At 40.5% G+C, this 17,196-nt stretch carries 18 protein-coding genes; 9 read left to right on the forward strand and 9 right to left on the reverse strand.

Annotated features, from left to right (window positions below; translation table 11 throughout):
• Nucleotides 1-72 precede the first annotated feature (72 nt).
• Genes mraY through AACL18_RS05055 form a run of 3 tightly spaced genes read right to left on the reverse strand, consistent with a single transcriptional unit; the run spans nt 73 to nt 4,098 of the window.
• Nucleotides 73-1,155: a phospho-N-acetylmuramoyl-pentapeptide-transferase gene (mraY, locus tag AACL18_RS05045; protein WP_339049706.1), complete on the reverse strand. Its 1,083-nt coding sequence runs from the start codon at nt 1,153-1,155 to the stop codon at nt 73-75.
• A gap of 59 nt (nt 1,156-1,214) precedes the next feature.
• Nucleotides 1,215-2,561 carry a UDP-N-acetylmuramoyl-tripeptide--D-alanyl-D-alanine ligase gene (locus tag AACL18_RS05050; protein ID WP_339049707.1) on the reverse strand — a complete coding sequence of 449 codons (1,347 nt, stop codon included), beginning with the start codon at nt 2,559-2,561 and terminating at the stop codon, nt 1,215-1,217.
• A gap of 55 nt (nt 2,562-2,616) precedes the next feature.
• Nucleotides 2,617-4,098 (reverse strand): UDP-N-acetylmuramoyl-L-alanyl-D-glutamate--2,6-diaminopimelate ligase, encoded by a 1,482-nt coding sequence (locus AACL18_RS05055; RefSeq protein ID WP_339049709.1) that lies wholly within the window; start codon nt 4,096-4,098, stop codon nt 2,617-2,619.
• Between the two features lie 94 nt (nt 4,099-4,192).
• On the opposite strand from AACL18_RS05055, the gene AACL18_RS05060 reads away from it, so the two are divergent.
• The 3 genes from AACL18_RS05060 to AACL18_RS05070 are packed head-to-tail and all read left to right on the forward strand — an operon-like array spanning nt 4,193 to nt 6,988.
• Nucleotides 4,193-4,441: a FeoA family protein gene (locus tag AACL18_RS05060; RefSeq protein ID WP_339049710.1), complete on the forward strand. Its 249-nt coding sequence runs from the start codon at nt 4,193-4,195 to the stop codon at nt 4,439-4,441.
• An 11-nt stretch (nt 4,442-4,452) separates the two neighbouring features.
• Nucleotides 4,453-6,744 carry a Fe(2+) transporter permease subunit FeoB gene (gene feoB, locus AACL18_RS05065; RefSeq protein WP_339049711.1) on the forward strand — a complete coding sequence of 764 codons (2,292 nt, stop codon included), beginning with the start codon at nt 4,453-4,455 and terminating at the stop codon, nt 6,742-6,744.
• Nucleotides 6,737-6,988 carry a FeoC-like transcriptional regulator gene (locus AACL18_RS05070; RefSeq protein WP_339049712.1) on the forward strand — a complete coding sequence of 84 codons (252 nt, stop codon included), beginning with the start codon at nt 6,737-6,739 and terminating at the stop codon, nt 6,986-6,988. Before feoB ends, AACL18_RS05070 begins: the two co-directional genes overlap by 8 nt.
• A gap of 1 nt (nt 6,989) precedes the next feature.
• On the opposite strand, the gene dusA is transcribed toward AACL18_RS05070, so the two are convergent.
• Nucleotides 6,990-7,985 (reverse strand): tRNA dihydrouridine(20/20a) synthase DusA, encoded by a 996-nt coding sequence (gene dusA, locus AACL18_RS05075; protein WP_339049713.1) that lies wholly within the window; start codon nt 7,983-7,985, stop codon nt 6,990-6,992.
• 112 nt (nt 7,986-8,097) lie between these two features.
• Here dusA and AACL18_RS05080 point away from each other — a divergent pair, with 112 nt between their 5' ends.
• Nucleotides 8,098-8,403, forward strand: coding sequence for a hypothetical protein (locus AACL18_RS05080; RefSeq protein WP_339049714.1), 306 nt, complete (start codon nt 8,098-8,100; stop codon nt 8,401-8,403).
• Nucleotides 8,404-8,548: 145 nt separating this feature from the next.
• On the opposite strand, the gene recJ is transcribed toward AACL18_RS05080, so the two are convergent.
• The gene (gene recJ, locus AACL18_RS05085; protein ID WP_339049715.1) at nt 8,549-10,279 is read right to left on the reverse strand and encodes a single-stranded-DNA-specific exonuclease RecJ; all 1,731 of its coding nucleotides are present in this window, start codon (nt 10,277-10,279) and stop codon (nt 8,549-8,551) included.
• A 69-nt stretch (nt 10,280-10,348) separates the two neighbouring features.
• Entirely contained in the window at nt 10,349-11,047 is a 699-nt protein-coding gene (locus AACL18_RS05090; protein WP_339049716.1) for a peptide deformylase, read from the reverse strand.
• A 43-nt stretch (nt 11,048-11,090) separates the two neighbouring features.
• Between AACL18_RS05090 and AACL18_RS05095 the strand changes: the two genes are divergently transcribed.
• The gene (locus tag AACL18_RS05095; protein ID WP_339049718.1) at nt 11,091-11,465 is read left to right on the forward strand and encodes an Mth938-like domain-containing protein; all 375 of its coding nucleotides are present in this window, start codon (nt 11,091-11,093) and stop codon (nt 11,463-11,465) included.
• Nucleotides 11,466-11,569: 104 nt separating this feature from the next.
• Here AACL18_RS05095 and AACL18_RS05100 read toward each other — a convergent pair whose 3' ends face one another.
• From AACL18_RS05100 to ispG, 3 genes are all read right to left on the reverse strand, one after another.
• Nucleotides 11,570-12,028: a hypothetical protein gene (locus AACL18_RS05100; protein ID WP_339049720.1), complete on the reverse strand. Its 459-nt coding sequence runs from the start codon at nt 12,026-12,028 to the stop codon at nt 11,570-11,572.
• A 363-nt stretch (nt 12,029-12,391) separates the two neighbouring features.
• Nucleotides 12,392-13,624 carry a L,D-transpeptidase family protein gene (locus AACL18_RS05105; RefSeq protein WP_339049722.1) on the reverse strand — a complete coding sequence of 411 codons (1,233 nt, stop codon included), beginning with the start codon at nt 13,622-13,624 and terminating at the stop codon, nt 12,392-12,394.
• The gene (gene ispG, locus AACL18_RS05110; protein WP_339049724.1) at nt 13,608-14,849 is read right to left on the reverse strand and encodes a flavodoxin-dependent (E)-4-hydroxy-3-methylbut-2-enyl-diphosphate synthase; all 1,242 of its coding nucleotides are present in this window, start codon (nt 14,847-14,849) and stop codon (nt 13,608-13,610) included. Before ispG ends, AACL18_RS05105 begins: the two co-directional genes overlap by 17 nt.
• A gap of 123 nt (nt 14,850-14,972) precedes the next feature.
• On the opposite strand from ispG, the gene rpoH reads away from it, so the two are divergent.
• The 4 genes from rpoH to AACL18_RS05130 all read left to right on the forward strand — a co-directional run bounded on the left by rpoH (nt 14,973) and on the right by AACL18_RS05130 (nt 17,158).
• Nucleotides 14,973-15,845, forward strand: a complete 873-nt coding sequence (rpoH, locus tag AACL18_RS05115; protein ID WP_339049726.1) for an RNA polymerase sigma factor RpoH — start codon at nt 14,973-14,975, stop codon at nt 15,843-15,845.
• The gene (locus AACL18_RS05120; protein WP_339049728.1) at nt 15,842-16,003 is read left to right on the forward strand and encodes a CBU_0585 family protein; all 162 of its coding nucleotides are present in this window, start codon (nt 15,842-15,844) and stop codon (nt 16,001-16,003) included. Before rpoH ends, AACL18_RS05120 begins: the two co-directional genes overlap by 4 nt.
• A gap of 143 nt (nt 16,004-16,146) precedes the next feature.
• Nucleotides 16,147-16,785 carry a CYTH domain-containing protein gene (locus AACL18_RS05125; RefSeq protein ID WP_339049729.1) on the forward strand — a complete coding sequence of 213 codons (639 nt, stop codon included), beginning with the start codon at nt 16,147-16,149 and terminating at the stop codon, nt 16,783-16,785.
• 55 nt (nt 16,786-16,840) lie between these two features.
• Complete coding sequence (locus tag AACL18_RS05130) at nt 16,841-17,158, forward strand: DUF3579 domain-containing protein (RefSeq protein ID WP_339049730.1); 318 nt, start codon at nt 16,841-16,843, stop codon at nt 17,156-17,158.
• Nucleotides 17,159-17,196 lie beyond the last annotated feature (38 nt).

A 17,196-nucleotide genomic window follows, 5' to 3' on the forward strand; every position in this document is an offset into this window, starting at 1 on the left:
CAATCCGACAAGATGCACGGTCTACTATCCTTCAGGTTCGCTATGACGAGACTACCATATAACTTGAACAAATTAGCGTAATTTCAAGGTTGCTAGACCAAATAATACCAATATAAAGGTAATAATCCAGAATCTCACAATAATTCTCGGTTCTGGCCAACCCTTTAACTCAAAATGATGGTGTATAGGCGCCATACGAAAAATTCTTTTACCCGTTAACTTAAAAGAAGCCACTTGCAATATCACCGAAATCGTTTCTAAAGCAAACACGCCACCCATGATGAGTAATGCAAACTCTTGTCTTACAACCACTGCAATGCAACCTAACGCTGCACCCAAGCCTAAAGCACCAACATCACCCATAAATACTTGCGCCGGATAGGTATTAAACCATAAAAACCCTAAACCCGCCCCAACTATAGCAGCACAAATTACCACCATTTCACCGGCACCGGGAACAAAAGGAATCGCTAAATACTTTGCGTAAGTAATATTTCCGGTAAGGTAGGCAAAAATCCCTAAACCACTTCCCACTAATACCGTCGGCATAATGGCTAGACCATCTAAGCCATCGGTTAAATTCACGGCATTACTACTGCCTACGATGACGAAATAAACCCAGGGAATATAAAATATTCCTAAAGGAATCAAGAGATTTTTAAAAAAAGGAACCACTAATTGGGTTTCAACAGGTAACGTTGCATTCATATATAGCAATATACCAATGGTTATACCTAATATTGATTGCCATAAATATTTCCAACGTGGAATAAGTCCTCGGCTATTTTTTAGCATTAATTTTAAGTAATCATCAGCAAATCCTATTAAGCCAAATCCTACTATGCCTAAGAGCACTATCCAAATCAGATGATTATTAAGATTAGCCCATAGTAAAGTTGTCATAACGATGGCAATTAGAATCAAAGCTCCACCCATCGTCGGTGTACCCGCTTTACTTAAATGTGCTTGGGGGCCATCAGTACGTATTGCTTGACCAATTTGGCGATGACTTAGCGTACGTATCATCTTTGGTGCTAATAAAAGTGAGATAAGAAACGCAGTTAAAGACGCTAAAATCGCTCTTAAAGTTAAATATTGAAAGACATGAAAAGCACGATAGTAATTTGATAAAAATGCAGTTAACCATAACAACATGGGGTTAATTTTCTCCAGTTAAAAAATCAAGTGTGAAGAGTATACTGGCGCGTTAAGATTCACGCATCGTTGTCCAATAAAGCAGCGGCTACTTTTCCCATATGTGCACTGAGTGAACCTTTAATTAAAATAGTGACATTCTCTCGCAAATGGGGTTTCAGTGCTAAAATTAATTCCTGGTGATTGGGGTAATGCTTTGCGTTTGTACCAAATGCTTTGGCGGTTTCTTTACTTAAATCACCGCAAGTATAGACCTCATCGATTTTTAATTCTTTAGCTAATTTTCCAATTTGACGATGATACGCTATGGCATTCGGACCCAACTCCCCCATATCACCCATAACAAAAATTCGCTGCCCCGAATAATGCGCCAATAATTTTAAAGCCGCAGCCACTGAACTTGGATTGGCATTATAACTATCATCAATCAAGTTCGTGCCTATTTTTGTTTTGCGTAATAACACTCTTCCAGGCACTGGTTGCGTTTTTTCTAAACCGGATTTGATGTGGAATAATTCAATTCCCACTTGGCTCGCCGCGGCGGCGGCGGCTAAAGCATTCAACACCTGATGCTGTCCAGGTAAGCCTAAGCTAATCATCATTTCTTTTCCATTCGGGGCATGTAATAAAAATATTGCTTTTCCATCGGCATCCACTTGAATATTAGTCGCAGAAAAATCAGATCCATCGGATAAACCAAAACTCACACAGCGAAAACTAGCAGAGGCTTTCTGTAAATTATCAGTAAATTTATCATCGGCATTAATAATAGCGACACCATTTTTAGCTAAACCAGAAAAAATTTCTGCCTTAGCCTTTGCAACGCCGTTCATGGATCCAAACCCTTGCAAATGTGCAGGCCCAATATTAGTGACCAAGGCAACATTCGGTTGTGTGATCTGCGTCAAATACGCAATTTCTCCGCTATGATTCGCACCCATTTCAATCACGGCATAACGGTGTTGAGTATTTAAATTTAACAATGTTAAGGGTACACCGATATCATTATTGAAATTTTTAAAATTAGTTAACACTGAGCCTGTTTCAGCCAAAATCGATGCGATCATTTCTTTGCTGCTTGTTTTACCACAACTACCCGTTAAGGCAATAATAGGGATAGAAAATTGACTACGATGGTGTTTAGCTAATTCCCCTAAGGCTTTTCTTGTGTCCTGGACGAGTACTAAGGGTAAATCGGTATCTATAACATGATCAACGACAGCGGCTACAGCACCGCGCTGCTTGGCAAGTTCAATAAAATCATGCCCATCAAACTTTTCACCGCGAATAGCGAAAAAAAGTTCATGTGGTTTTATACTACGCGAATCCAAACTCAGCCCGGTGTAATTCACATCCGGACCTAATAGCTTACCTTGGATATTTGCAGCCAATATAGATAGTTTCACAGGGTTACCAATAAATAGATGGGGTACTTTTAGACTATAGCATTCTATACTATACTCATAGCAATAATAATCGTTGCACTTCGAGAGCATCATCAAAGGGATATTTAATGCCTTTAATTAACTGATAGTCTTCGTGGCCTTTACCTGCAATTAATACAACATCACTCGGCTGGGCAGTTGCAATAGCATAGACGATCGCACGTTGTCTATCCAGTTCACGATATATGGGTTTTTTATCCGTGAATCCTTGTTGAATATCCCGTAAAATTTGCAACGGATCTTCGTGGCGCGGATTATCACTGGTTACTATGATACGATCGGCTTCTTGCTCGGCAATCTTAGCCATTAAAGGTCGTTTTCCTTTATCCCTATCGCCTCCACAACCAAATAAACAATACAACTCACCTGGACAATGTGGACGTAAAGCACGTAAAACTTGCTGCAATGCATCGGGTGTATGCGCGTAATCTACAACCACTAAGGGCTTCCCAGTGGTATGAAACGCTTGCATACGTCCTTTAATACCCTTTAATTTCGATATAACCTGTGAAATTTCTGCTAAAGAAAAATGCAAACTCTTTAATAGTGTCAATACCAGCAACAAATTACTTAAATTGAACTGCCCCATTAAAAATGGATTTTCGATAAACACTTCGCCCCAAGGCGTATCGATTTCTGCCTGTAAACCTTGTTGATTAAAATCAAATTTTTTAACGGTGACATGTGGAATATGCGACCATGCCGATTGAGGCTTGTTTAAAGAATAAGCATATACAGGTAATTGTTCAGCAAGTTCAGTTAACCATTGTTGCGCATAAGGATCGTCAGCATTTAAGATCGCCTGCTGCACACCCGGTAAATCAAAAAAAGAACGTTTAGCCTGCGCATAGGCATTCATGGTTCCATGATAATCCAGATGATCTCGGGTTAAATTAGTAAATGCGGCTACAGAAAATTCTGTGCCATTTAAACGCTGTTGAGCTAAGCGATGTGAAGATACTTCCATGACCACAGCCTGTGCTTGTTCATCTCGAAAATTTGCCAGTAATTGTTGCAACTCGATAGCATCGGGGGTGGTTAGCTGACCCGCCTTTAAATCTCCATAGAAACCATTACCCAAGGTCCCGATGACACCACATGGCTTTTGTAACTGCTGCAAACTATCGGCTAAAAAATGTGTACAAGAAGTTTTACCATTCGTACCCGTAATACCGATTACAGGCAAATAACGACTCGGATAATCATAAAATCGGGCTGCGATAGGCCCTAATTGTGCAGTTAAATGAGGAAGTGCCATTATAGGGATAGGTGCTACATTTACATCAATAGAAACATTCCCTTCCGGTTCGAATAAAATGGCTGCCGCACCTTTAGCGATTGCCTCCGAAATAAAATGACGGCCGTCATTACCCCTTCCGGGATAAGCAAAGAATAAATCTCCTGGTTGAAGTTGACGGCTATCTTGGCAAAGCCCTTTAATGACGGGATCCGCCTTCACCGCAACGTCAAAACCCATTAATAACTGACTTAAATGCATAAAAAATACTCGTCCACCCTAGGATCTATTAAGTCTTGCTTCACTACTAAAAAACCTCTATTATAAATAGTAATGATTCTCATTTAAAATATTTATGCTAACTGAGTCTATACCCCTCACCCAACTAAGCCCGGGACAATCTGCTACTGTAGTAGGTTTTAGTTCTGATATCGCTGCACACTGTCGCAAATTATTACAACATTTAGGCATTACTCGACAAGTTGCCATTACTTTAATTCGACGTGCGCCACTTGGCGACCCCTTACAATTACAAATTTTAGGTAGCCAATTTAGTTTACGTGCCAGTGAAGCCTGTCATATTTACGTAGAATATTCAAACTAAACACAAAACTCATGAAAAAAAATAAAATCATTGCCATAGCCGGCAATCCTAATTGCGGTAAAACTGTTATTTTTAATGCGCTCACCGGTAGTCGACAAAAAGTAGGTAATTGGGCTGGCGTCACGGTTGAGCAAAAAAGTGGTTATTTTAATGTCGGTGCAGAAACCTATGAAATCGTTGATCTTCCAGGCACTTATTCCTTAAGTGTCGTCGCTAATAATTGTGCCATGGATGAATGCATTGCCTGCACTTATCTAGTTAACAATCGTCCCGATGTTGTCATTAACGTAGTAAATGCAAGCAATCTCGAACGACAACTGTATTTGACTGCGCAACTGTTAGAAATGCAGATACCCGTTATCATCGCACTTAATATGATGGATATTGCTAAGCGACGCGGTATACATATTAATATCCAACAATTGAGTCGATCATTAAAGTGTCCAATTATTCCTTTAACTGCAATTCGTGGCATGGGTATTAAAGAATTACGTCATACTTTGTCAGCAAACCTCTCGACACATGCTATTCTCCCGTATTCTTTTGAGCCTTTATTGCAGAACGCTTTGCAAACACTTACCGAAAAATTATCGACAAAAAAAGTCCCTCTTCCTTGGTTGGCTTGTCGTTTATTGGAAGATGATGCCATCGCTCGCAATTACGCCACACCAGAAGAACTCTCGTTTACACAATCATTGATACAAATACTTAAAACACAATTGAATGAAGAAATTGATTTGCTGATCGCCGATGCACGTTATGCTTGGATACAATCGCTATTGAAACAAAGTTTAATCACCAACACACCCGGCATAACTTTTACCTCGCGTATTGATCGTATTATTTTAAATCGTTGGCTAGGTATTCCTATTTTTCTTTTAGTGATGTACACACTTTTTTTATTTGCCATTAATGTCGGTGGCGCTTTTCAAGATTTTTTTGATATCGGTAGCACGGCATTGTTCATACATGGCAGTATCAATGTACTTACGCAATTGCATTTACCGGTTTGGCTGATTGCATTAATTGCTAATGGTTTAGGTAAAGGTATTAATACCACAATAAGCTTTATACCGGTCATCGGTGCCATGTTTTTATTTTTATCCTTATTAGAAGATTCAGGTTACATGGCACGCGCCGCGTTTGTGGTCGATAAATTAATGGGGGCTATCGGTTTACCTGGAAAAGCTTTTGTTCCATTAATTGTGGGTTTTGGTTGTAATGTCCCTACAGTAATGGCTACGCGCACCTTAGCTTCGCCACGGGATCGTATTTTGACGGTGATGATGGCGCCCTTTATGTCATGCGGTGCACGCCTCACAGTATATACTTTATTTGTTGCCGCTTTTTTCCCGCAAGGTGGTGCACTCATCATTTTTGCGTTATATCTCATAGGTATACTAACAGCAATTTTCACCGGTTTATTACTGCGCTCTACCGCATTAAAAGCAGAAACAACGCCGATGATCTTAGAACTACCGACCTATCATTGGCCACATTGGCGTTCTATCTTGCAAAGCACCTGGCAACGCTTGAAATTATTTTTATTTAAAGCAGGTCGTTTTATTATTCCAATTTGTGTGCTGATAGGATGTTTCAATACGATCAGCATCCATGGCAAACTGATCACCGGTGAAGCCAATCAACATTCTTTATTATCCAGTATTGGAAAAACCATCACACCAATCTTTGCTCCTATAGGCATACAAAGTAATAACTGGCCTGCCACTGTGGGTTTAGCCACCGGTTTACTCGCTAAGGAAGTGGTTGTCGGAACATTAAATACTTTATATTCACAAGTAGGCCAACTGGCAGAGCAAACTGAAAAATCGACAATAAGCGATGAATTAAAAGCCGCTGTGTTATCTATCCCCAAAAATCTAGGTGAGCTGGGCAAAACTCTAACCAATCCCATGGCGCTAAAGGCAGAAGCACCTGACGTGACGAAAGGTGTTTATGGTGTGATGTCCAATTATTTCGACGGTAAGCTCGGCGCTTTTTCTTATCTATTGTTTATTTTATTGTATTTTCCTTGTATTTCGACCATGGCGGTGATGCAACGCGAGATTGGTAGAGCTTGGGCTTATTTTTCTATGGCATGGAGTACGGGAATTGCTTATGCCGTCTCTGCTTTATTTTATCAAACGGTCACGTTTAAGCAGCATGCCTTATCAACTATTTTATGCTACCTCATCGTTGCTATTGCACTTTGTGTTACGCGTGGCTTCTTACGTTTTAAAACCAGCAAACTCACCGAATTACCACTCCCACTCTCATCCAGTAGAGGAAACTGCCATGATTAGCTTACTCGCTTTAAAAAAATTTATTGCTGAAAAAAAATTAGTTAATCTTGCGTTTATTCTACAAACCTTTGGAACTAAGCAAGAAGAAACCCTAGCGATCTTAGAACTATTAATACATAAAGGTTGTGTAAAAAAATATTTTAAAACACCGAATTGCGCAACACCTTGCCTTAAGTGTTCATCCGAGCCTTTCGTTTTATATCAGTGGGTAGAACAAGCCTGTTTAACGACGAGTACTTCTTAATTCACAAAGTCGGGACTATCTCTCGTAGTATCGTTTTTATTCCGACTAAAGGATTATCCATCCTCTGTAAGGTTTCACTTAATTTTTGTCGCCAACGTCTGCCGCCTGCTACACCATGAAATAACCCAAATAAAGGCTGGATTAAATGCGTCAAGTTTTCCCCCGATATAAAAGCCTGCTCTAGATAAGGTAAATACAATAAAACAATAGACAGTCGACTAGGAATAATCAAGCTATCTTGTGGACTAATAAGTTGATCGAGTTCAGCAAACAAATAGGGATTATACCAAGCAGCACGACCTATCATGACAGCATCCACCAGTTGTAAATGTTCCTGCGCTGTGCTTATACAAGATATGCCGCCATTTAAAGCAATATTTAAATGAGGGAAGTCACGCTTAATCTGATATACCCAATTATAATTTAAAGGTGGAATTTCACGGTTTTGTTTGGGACTTAATCCCGATAGCCAAGCCTTACGCGCATGAATAATAAAAGTACGACAGCCCGCCAAACTTACTTGTTGGATAAATTGGGCTAAATAATCATAACTTTCGCAATCATCGACACCAATCCGGGTTTTAACGGTAATAGGTAATTTAACTGCTGCGCACATTTCAGCAATGCAATCAGCAACGCGTCTGGGATCTTTAAGTAATACCGCACCAAAACAACCTGATTGCACTCTATCGCTAGGACAACCGACATTAAGATTAATCTCTGAATAACCATAAGGTTCGACTATTTTGGCCGCCCGCGCTAGATCGGAACCGATACCGCCGCCCAATTGTATCGCCAAAGTTTTTTCACTGGCATCAAAACTTAATAAACGCTCTCGCTGTGGACTTTTTAAAATAGCGTCTGTGGTGAGCATTTCCGTATATAACTGGGCTTTTTTGCAAATTAGCCGAAAAAAATAACGGTAATGACGGGTAGTCCAACCCATCATAGGTGCTATCATATAGGAACTAATCGACTGTTTCTGCGGTTTTAGCATGATTTATTTCTGTTAAGGGGGCTTCCATGCTGGTTTTTTACTGGTATGATAGCCCCACTAGCTTTGTTACACAAAGCTTGTTTTACAATAATAACAATTTGGAGTCCTTATCATGAAATTGAAACAAGCCCTCATCATCGGTTTAAGCAGCGCGATTTTAGCTATCCCAGCTATCGCAGCTGAATCAGCCACCGATCTGAATAACTTACCTGCTGCTAATACCAACCAGCCAGCTGCTGTAACACCTGCTAAACAGGAAGCTGTTCATCATCGAAAAGGTCACAAAAAAATCTCCTTGGAAAAAAAAATAGACCCTAAACAAGAAAAAGGAAACACTAAATTGGATGAGCTAAACACGCTTAACTCCGATAATACAGCAGGAACAGATCAAACAGAAAAAGACTCCGTAAAGTCTTAATCTCGTTAAAAAATAAAAGGTCGATATATTATCGGCCTTTTTTTATAATCTATTCTTCGCAATAAAATTTTTTCCTGCGTTCCCGCTCAATTCGCAATCTCTTCGCGGCACTTGCCAAAAATTCAATTGCTACGAGTACAATAATTTATATAAGTTCTAAATTCTCAACGATTAATTGCAAAGATTTACGGCCTTGATAATAGTTAACGCCTATACGATAGCGAGCATTGATGCGTTCTGCACGGTGATTAGGCCATTGACTTAGGCTGACATTAAATGCAATAGCATCAATTTGTTTACCAGCAGCTTGACTCGCTAAGCTCATCTTTAAATGTTTGTCACCTACCAAACGTTGCGCAAGTAATAGAAAACAACCTTCAAATAAAGGTTCTGGAAAATCTTGACCCCATGGACCCGCGTCATAACGTAACAGCTCGGCCAGTTCTAAAGTTAACTCCTGCTGAGTTAATTCACCATCGGTATAACAAATAGCCTGTAAAATATCGGGTCGTAATTGTTGCTCACATTCCAGTTGAAAAATCTTAACAAACTCCTCAAGAGAATCTTTTTTCAAACTCAAACCTGCTGCCATGGCATGTCCGCCAAATTTATTAATCAAATGCGGATGACGCGTTGCAATAGTTTCTAATAGATCACGAATATGTAAGCCGGTGATAGAACGTGCTGAACCTTTTAATTCATCGGTTTGATGACCCTTTGCAAAAATAATCGTCGGTCTATGCAAGCGTTCAGTTAAACGCGAAGCCAATAAACCGATGACACCTTGATGCCAACGACTGTCATATAAACAAATGCCTTTTTCCAAAGGTTTTTTCTCAAGCAATGTTTCTAAAATAGCGAAAGCTTCTTGTTTCATGGTCGTTTCGATTGTGCGACGTTCTTCATTTAATTGACTGAGTTGTAACGCGAGCTCATGCGCACGATTACGATCAGTTTCTAACAAACAAGCAATTCCTAACGACATATCAGCCAAACGACCCGCAGCATTTAAACGGGGTGCGATACTAAACGATAAATCGCTCGCCACCAGATATTCTACTTCACGTTTCGCCAATTTAAGTAAGGCATAAATCCCAGGCCGGGCTTTACCGGCTTTAATCCACTGCAAACCTTGCATGACTAATAACCGATTATTACGATCCAAGCTAACTAAATCAGCTACCGTTCCTAATGCCACCAAATCCAAAAACTGCAGCATATTCGGTATAACTGTTTTATTTTTTTCAAACCAAGCTTGGTTACGTAAATAATGCCTGAGTGCCAACATCACATAAAAAATAACACCAACACCCGCTAAATTTTTACTCGGAAATGGATCGTCTCTTTGCTGCGGATTAACAATCGCATCTGCAATCGGCAAACTAGCTGCTGGCAAATGGTGATCGGTAATGATTACTTTTAATCCAGCAGCTTTGGCGGCGATGACACCTTCATGACTCGAGATACCATTATCAACGGTTATAATCACATCAGGTTTTTTCGTGCGTAAAGCGAGTTCAACTATCTCTGGTGTTAAACCGTAACCATATTCAAAACGATTTGGCACTAAAAAATCCACTTGCTGCGCCCCAAAACAACGTAAGGCACTCACCGCTAAAGCACTACTGGTTGCGCCATCACTATCAAAATCACCGACGATGAGTAAACGCTGTTGTTGCATCACGGCTTCACCCAAACATTGTGCTGCCGCTTCGATGCCGGTTAACGATTGAAAATGTAATAAACTTGACAGGCGATAATCCAACTCCTCGACAGATTGGATGCCGCGTGCTGCATACACACGCTGTAAAACCGGATGTAAATGAGTTAAATTTTCAACTAAATTGAATTCGCGACGTAGGATGGTTTTATTCATGATGTTAATAGCTGAATTCCTAAGCTTAGTTTGGCGCTATAAAGCGTATTTGCATCCTTGCCTATAAAATTATTCACTTTTTTCAGCTGAGGTTGTTGCTTTGATCATTTGCATGACGTTTTCGATTGAGTCATAGCGGCAGTCAGGCCGTAAACGATCAATGTAAAGCTCGGCATTTAAATGACCGATTTCATGTTGAATCAAACGGGCTAAAAATCCCCGTGCTACGCCACCAATTTCCTCGCCTTCCGGTGTGTAAGCAGTGTAATGAATTTCGTTATAACGATATACCTCTCCCATCTTATTCGGAACTGAAAAGCACCCTTCCCAATCTTTATTCTCACCAGCAGCTTCCACTGGCGTATACGATGGATTAATTAAAACCGTGGGCGGCACCACATCATAAACGTCTTTACGTCTCGCTTTTGCGGATTCAGGTACTTGAATAATAATAATCCGCAGTGCATGACCCACTTGTGGCGCTGCCAATCCTGCTGGATTGCCTAAAGGACTTTTCAGATCATTAAAAAAAATTCGAAAATCTTTAATAAATTGTTGGGTTTCGCTATCGAGTGGAAACTTAATCGCTTTAGCCGTCGTTCTTAATACATTATGTTCAGGGCTATCCAGTGTGACCAATTGTAATGCTTGATGAGATGACACAGAAGCCTTATTTAAATTATTGGTCATTGTTTGAGTACTCGGATAACTAGAAAGTAGGAAATAACTCAAGCATAAATAGGCAATGAGTATGAATATCTTTGTCATAGTGTATAATTTAACGCATAAATTTTTAACTTGATAGTCTGTTATGGAATTAAATCTCGATACTGGCGAAGGGCATTATCAGATACGTGCTTATGCTAAAGATTTTATTCAAGTTAATGATAAAAAAATCCGGCATAGTCTTATTATCATGCCGAATCAGTTGGTAGATCCTTGGCCCCCGCACTCTATTGCAGATTTAACCACAGATAATTTACAAACCATTATCGATCTGCATCCAAGTATTGTATTACTCGGTAGCGGCGAAAACTTAGCGTTTCCGGACCCTGCTGTATTAAACGTGTTTTATCAACAGAAAATTGGCATTGAAGTTATGAATAACGGCGCTGCCTGCCGTACCTACACGGTGCTAATGTCTGAGGGACGAAAAGTAGCCGCTGCTTTATTGATAGCACAATAAATTTTATTTCACATGACAATTTTTAATTATATAGATTAAATAAAATTATTTCTCATCTCGACTAAATTTCTAGATGCGCAATGCATTTGTGACTTACTGGTAGATTATTCCTCCGAAAACGCCCTACAACTAAACGCAACTCCTCCAGCGCTAGCTTTCAAAGTAATTTTTGCATTCTCACTTTTCGGGCTTTTAAAAAAACTAACAGTCGTTCCTGCAACCCCGATTAAAGCAGTGGCAGCTGCTGCATTTTTGCTTAGTGCACTATCTCCACTGACAAAAATTTGTGAAGGGGCCATATTCGGATTTAGTTTTACAGTATTTGTATTTTCTGGGATAGGATTCAATTTATCCAATATAGCGGTAAACAAACATGAAATTCCCGTTATCTCAATCAAATTAGGAAGTATCATTAGCACAAAAGCTGATGCAATTATTAGACCCGCTGTTGCAAACATAATCCCTACGCCTGGAACAGCAATCAACGGAGCAACCAACATGAATGCAATCATACCCACTACTAAAAATCGGTATATATCTCTGCTGCTAAAGAAATTACTCATAATTTTCAACCTCTTATTCTTATAATAGATAATGTCTGTTTATATATTTATTTAGTAACAAGAACAATAATATAATGCGAAGATTCAGAAATGCTTAAGCATATAACAATTTATTTTTATATGCTCAGCACATGACAAAGTGGGGCCGAAACGTCAGTGCAGCCTTAGCCATCCAGCCAATAATTAAACTTTTACTGGCGCGCTATGTGCTCGCAGACACAGCTAAGATAGAATTTTTTATAAGTCTTCAAATCCTAAGAGGGGAAGTTCACCATTTGCAAAATTCTAATTCTTTAGCAACTTACCTTTAAGAAAACAAAATTCCAAAATTAAGCTAAAAAATATTCTGCTAAGCACCTATCATTAAATAGGTGCTGGCAGATCATTCGCGAGTTGTTCTTTATTGGTAGGAAGCGCTGGGTCACGATCATACACATCATCCCAAAAATGTAATACATCATTTTTATCCACCCAAGCGGTTATATACGTCAGGTGTATGGGTATCGGTGTTTTTAAATTGATCACTGTGGCACGTCCCGACTCTAAAGCCGCTTCAATACGCGGTCCCGCTTGCTGCAATGCAGGATCAAGTTCTTCTAATGCTTCAAGAAATTCAAACGGATCTTCTAAACGCACACAGCCCGAACTGAATAGACGTCTTTCCGCATCAAATAAACCTTTTGCGGGTGTATCATGAAGATACACAAGATGTCGATTAGCAAATTCAAATTTAATTTGTCCCAAAGAATTATGCGGCCCTGGATCCTGACGTAAAATATAACGTCCAGGATTTTTTTTCACGGCTAACCAATCCACGGCTTGTGGGTTTAATTCTTTATTCGGTTGATTCGCCGCAAATACTCGAATGTGACTACGACTTAAATAATTTGGATCACGCATCGCTTTAGGAATAACATCTCTGCGCGCAATTCCAGGGGGCACAGTCCAATAAGGATTTAATATGATACGGGTGACATGAGAATTAATCTCTGGTGTTGGTCTGGACGGTTTCCCCACTATCACTCGGGCAGTTAAAATGGCATGGTGATCTTTAATTAACCGTAAACGATGATCCGGTACATTAATCCAAATATAGGCGGGATTGGCTAAAGCAATCAGCCGTGACCAACGTTTTAAATTGAATTGAATTTGATGTAAACGTTCCGCCGCTGAAACATTCAGTGCTTGTCGTGTCGACGCACCTACGACACCATCGTCGTTTAACCCATGACGTTCTTGAAATGCAGCAACAGCCTCTTCAACTTGTTCATCAAAATCAATCGCGTTAACACTCCCTGTGCAAGCACTTTCTGCTAAATCCTCACTTGCACATAAACGCTGACGCAACACAGCGACTGCTGGGTCTTGCATGCCCACCGACAACACGCCCTTAGTCTGTAAACGCGGCCAAGGATGTTGTGCAGCCTGTTGATAAAATTCTAATTTCTTTTCCAAACGTAGATAAGCTGGAATAGATGAAGACAGCGAATCAGTTTGTGCATACGCGAATGTAGCAAAAGAGAATAAACTAAGCATCAAGCCCATTTTAATTTTTTTTTGCTGCGAGCAACGCATTTTATTATCTTTTTTCATCATAATGGTTTACCACATACCCCTCGACTATTTCTTGAAACTGTCTGACGATATTATCACCACGCAAGGTAGCAATTTTACGCCCATCGGCAAATACTGGCGCAATGGGGTGCTCACCGGTACCCGGTAAGCTAATGCCAATATTCGCGTGTTTACTTTCCCCCGGACCATTTACAATACATCCCATGACTGCCAAAGATAAATTTTCTACGCCATGGTATTGTTGTGACCAAGCCGGCATGCGTTCTTTAATATAGGCTTCGACCTGCTTGGCCAATTCCTGGAAATAACTACTGGTGGTACGTCCGCAGCCAGGACATGCTGAGACCGAAGGCATAAAGGCACGCAAGCCCATCGCTTGTAAAATTTGCTGGCAGACAACCACCTCGCGACTTCTATCACCCCCCGGTTCAGGTGTTAATGAGGCTCGAATCGTGTCACCGATACCTTCTTGTAATAAAACTGCTAAAGCTGCTGTAGTGGCAACGATCCCTTTAGAACCCATCCCTGCTTCGGTTAAACCCAAATGAATCGCGTACGAACAGCGCGCTGCTAAATTACGATGAATGGCAATTAAATCCTGCACGCGACTTACCTTACACGATAAAACGATAAGGCTCGCTGGCATACCAATTTTTTCAGCCAGCTCAGCGCTCAATAATGCTGATAATACTAAGGTCTCTTGCAACACTTCCGCTGCAGAACGTGGATGCGCAGATTGAGCATTTTTATCCATCTGGCGTGAGCTCAAATCCTGGTCCAGACTACCCCAATTCACACCTATCCGCACCGGCTTATTATATTTCAGTGCAACTTCTATCATCTGCGTGAATTGGACATCGCGCTTCTCACCATAACCCACATTACCTGGATTAATACGGTATTTATCCAAGGCTTCTGCACAGTCTGGATAAGCTTTTAATAAACGGTGGCCATTGTAATGGAAATCTCCGACGATCGGCACAGAATAGCCTGCTTCACGGACTTTATCGCGGATAAAAGGCACCTGTTGGGCGGCCAGCTCGGTGTTGACGGTAATTCGGACTAATTCTGAACCTGATTGAGCTAATTCAATGATTTGCTGGGCGGTGGCTGAAGCATCTTCGGTATCGGTATTCGTCATCGATTGCACGACGATAGGCGCCCCGCCGCCGAGCAGAACTGAACCGACTTGAACGGGGGTGCTGATACGACGTAGAATCGGAGATGGGAGTTCAGATTCAGCCATAGTTTAGTAACTTCCTTTATTTTTTAAGTACGGATGAAAATAACAATTTATTGCGGTATACTCTAGCACATTATGAAGTCAAGTGAACATACTAAAACAAGTCTAAAGACAAGGGAGATGGTTATGAAAACTCACTTACAAACACTTTATCAATCCCTACCCATTAACAGCACCGATGCCTATATTGCGCGGTTAAAACAAATCCCGGTATTAAGTGCTGAGGAAGAAACCGAACTCGCCGAACACTATTATCACTATCAAGACCTAGTCGCTGCTAAAAAGCTTATTATTGCCAACCTACGTTTCGTCGTACATATTGCACAAACGTATATGGGCTACGGTCTTGCACTCGCGGATCTGATTCAGGAAGGAAATATTGGTTTAATGAAAGCGGTTAAACGTTTTGACCCTAAAGTCGGCGTACGCCTGATCTCATTCGCTGTGCATTGGATCAAAGCAGAAATTCAAGAATTTATCTTACGTAACTGGCGTATCGTCAAAATAGCCACCACGAAAGCGCAGCGTAAATTATTTTTTAATTTACGTAAAATGAAAACCCATTTAGGTTGGTTTAATCAAAAAGAGATCGAAGCTGTGGCACGCGATCTCGGTGTCAAACCAGAAACCGTGCGCGAAATGGAGTCTCGTTTGGCCTCTAACGATATGAGTTTAGATGTCAGTAGTGATGAAAATAACGATTCTAAAACCACGAGCTATCCATTAATCGATATGCATTTTGAAGATAATCGTTACGATCCAGCCCGCTTACTTGAAGCCAGTGACACCATTGAGTCCAGCCAAGATCATTTACATAAAGCGCTGGCCAAACTAGACGAAAGAGAACAAACCATTATCAGGGATCGTTGGCTCACCGAACCTAAAATTACCTTGCAAGAATTAGCCAATCGCTATCAAGTATCGGCTGAACGCGTGCGTCAACTCGAGCAAAAAGCGATTAAAGAACTACGTCATGCGATCGAGGAACAAGCGGCATGAAATCTATAAAAAATCAGAACCCTGATAGAAGTTTTGTCAGTGTTATTGATAAATTTCTAAGCGCTTTCGATAAACGACATCCTGAGAAATCCGCTTCACAAGAAAAAGAAATTGAACAGTACCAAGTACTGATGACGAAACGCGATATAAAAAACTGATACACACTCTTGAATACACTCACAGAAATTGGATTTTTGACAAAGCGCCGGAAGAATGATGCAAGCGGTGTGTATTCAAGATATATGAGGATTGCGAATTGAGCGGCAACACAGACAAAAATTCAAGTGCGAAGAGTGTACCTATGTTTCTCGAAATTGAACTCAAACTCAGCATTGCCCCCAAAGATGTTAAGCTATTATTAGCACATCCTTTATTACAACTCCCCAGCACGCAAGCTATTTCAGTAGAACAACTCATCAGCCGTTATTTTGATACCTCGGATCTTATTTTATGGCAACAAGGCCTATCGATGCGCGTTCGTGAAGCTGGTGGGCGCACCATACAAACCTTAAAAACAGCGGGTGAACAAATCGGTGACCTACAGCATCGGCATGAATGGGATCAACCGGTGACGCAAAATAGGCCGAATATCCAAGAATTTACCGATCCAAGCCTCATCGCCAAACTGCAAACTATCCTAGGCAACAAGCATTTGTTAGAATTATTTCATACTGACTTTCAACGTAGCGCATGGAACTTAAAAACAGAAAATGGAACACACATCGAATTAGTTTTAGACCAAGGTCAGGTTAAAACCGCCAGTCGCCAAGCTGATCTACATGAAATTGAACTGGAATTAAAACATGGCGACAGTCAAGAACTGTATAAAATAGCTGAATTTCTCAAACAAAGCATTCCGCTCAGCGTAGAAACGCGTAGTAAGGCAGAACGTGGTTATTTGCTCTATAATGACAATAAAATGTCATCTAATTATGTATAGTTAATCACCCCTAATTAGAGTAATATCACCACAACTTAACAAAAACTTTAATTATATGTTAGAAAACACAACCACACATAAAAGCCAAAGAGAAAAACTCATTCTAATAGAAGGAGTCACCGAAACTGGCGAAAAATTCAGGCCCAGTGACTGGGCTGAGCGTATGTGCGGTTGTTTGGCCAGTTTTACTAACCGACGTATGGTGTACTCCCCACAACTGCGACCCATGATCGATCAAGAAAGTCGCACCAAATGCCTCGTTCTCGATCCCAAGCTCAAAGAAACCAACCCAGATATTTTTGAGTGTATTATGAAGTTTGCTGGTGAAAATCGCTTAAAAATCCACGAATCTTATACCGAAACTGAAGATTAAATCCCACATCAAAATATCGTTGTAGACAATTCTGATAT

Origin of the sequence: Rickettsiella endosymbiont of Xylota segnis (assembly GCF_964019545.1) — a bacterium.
Lineage (GTDB): Bacteria > Pseudomonadota > Gammaproteobacteria > Diplorickettsiales > Diplorickettsiaceae > Aquirickettsiella.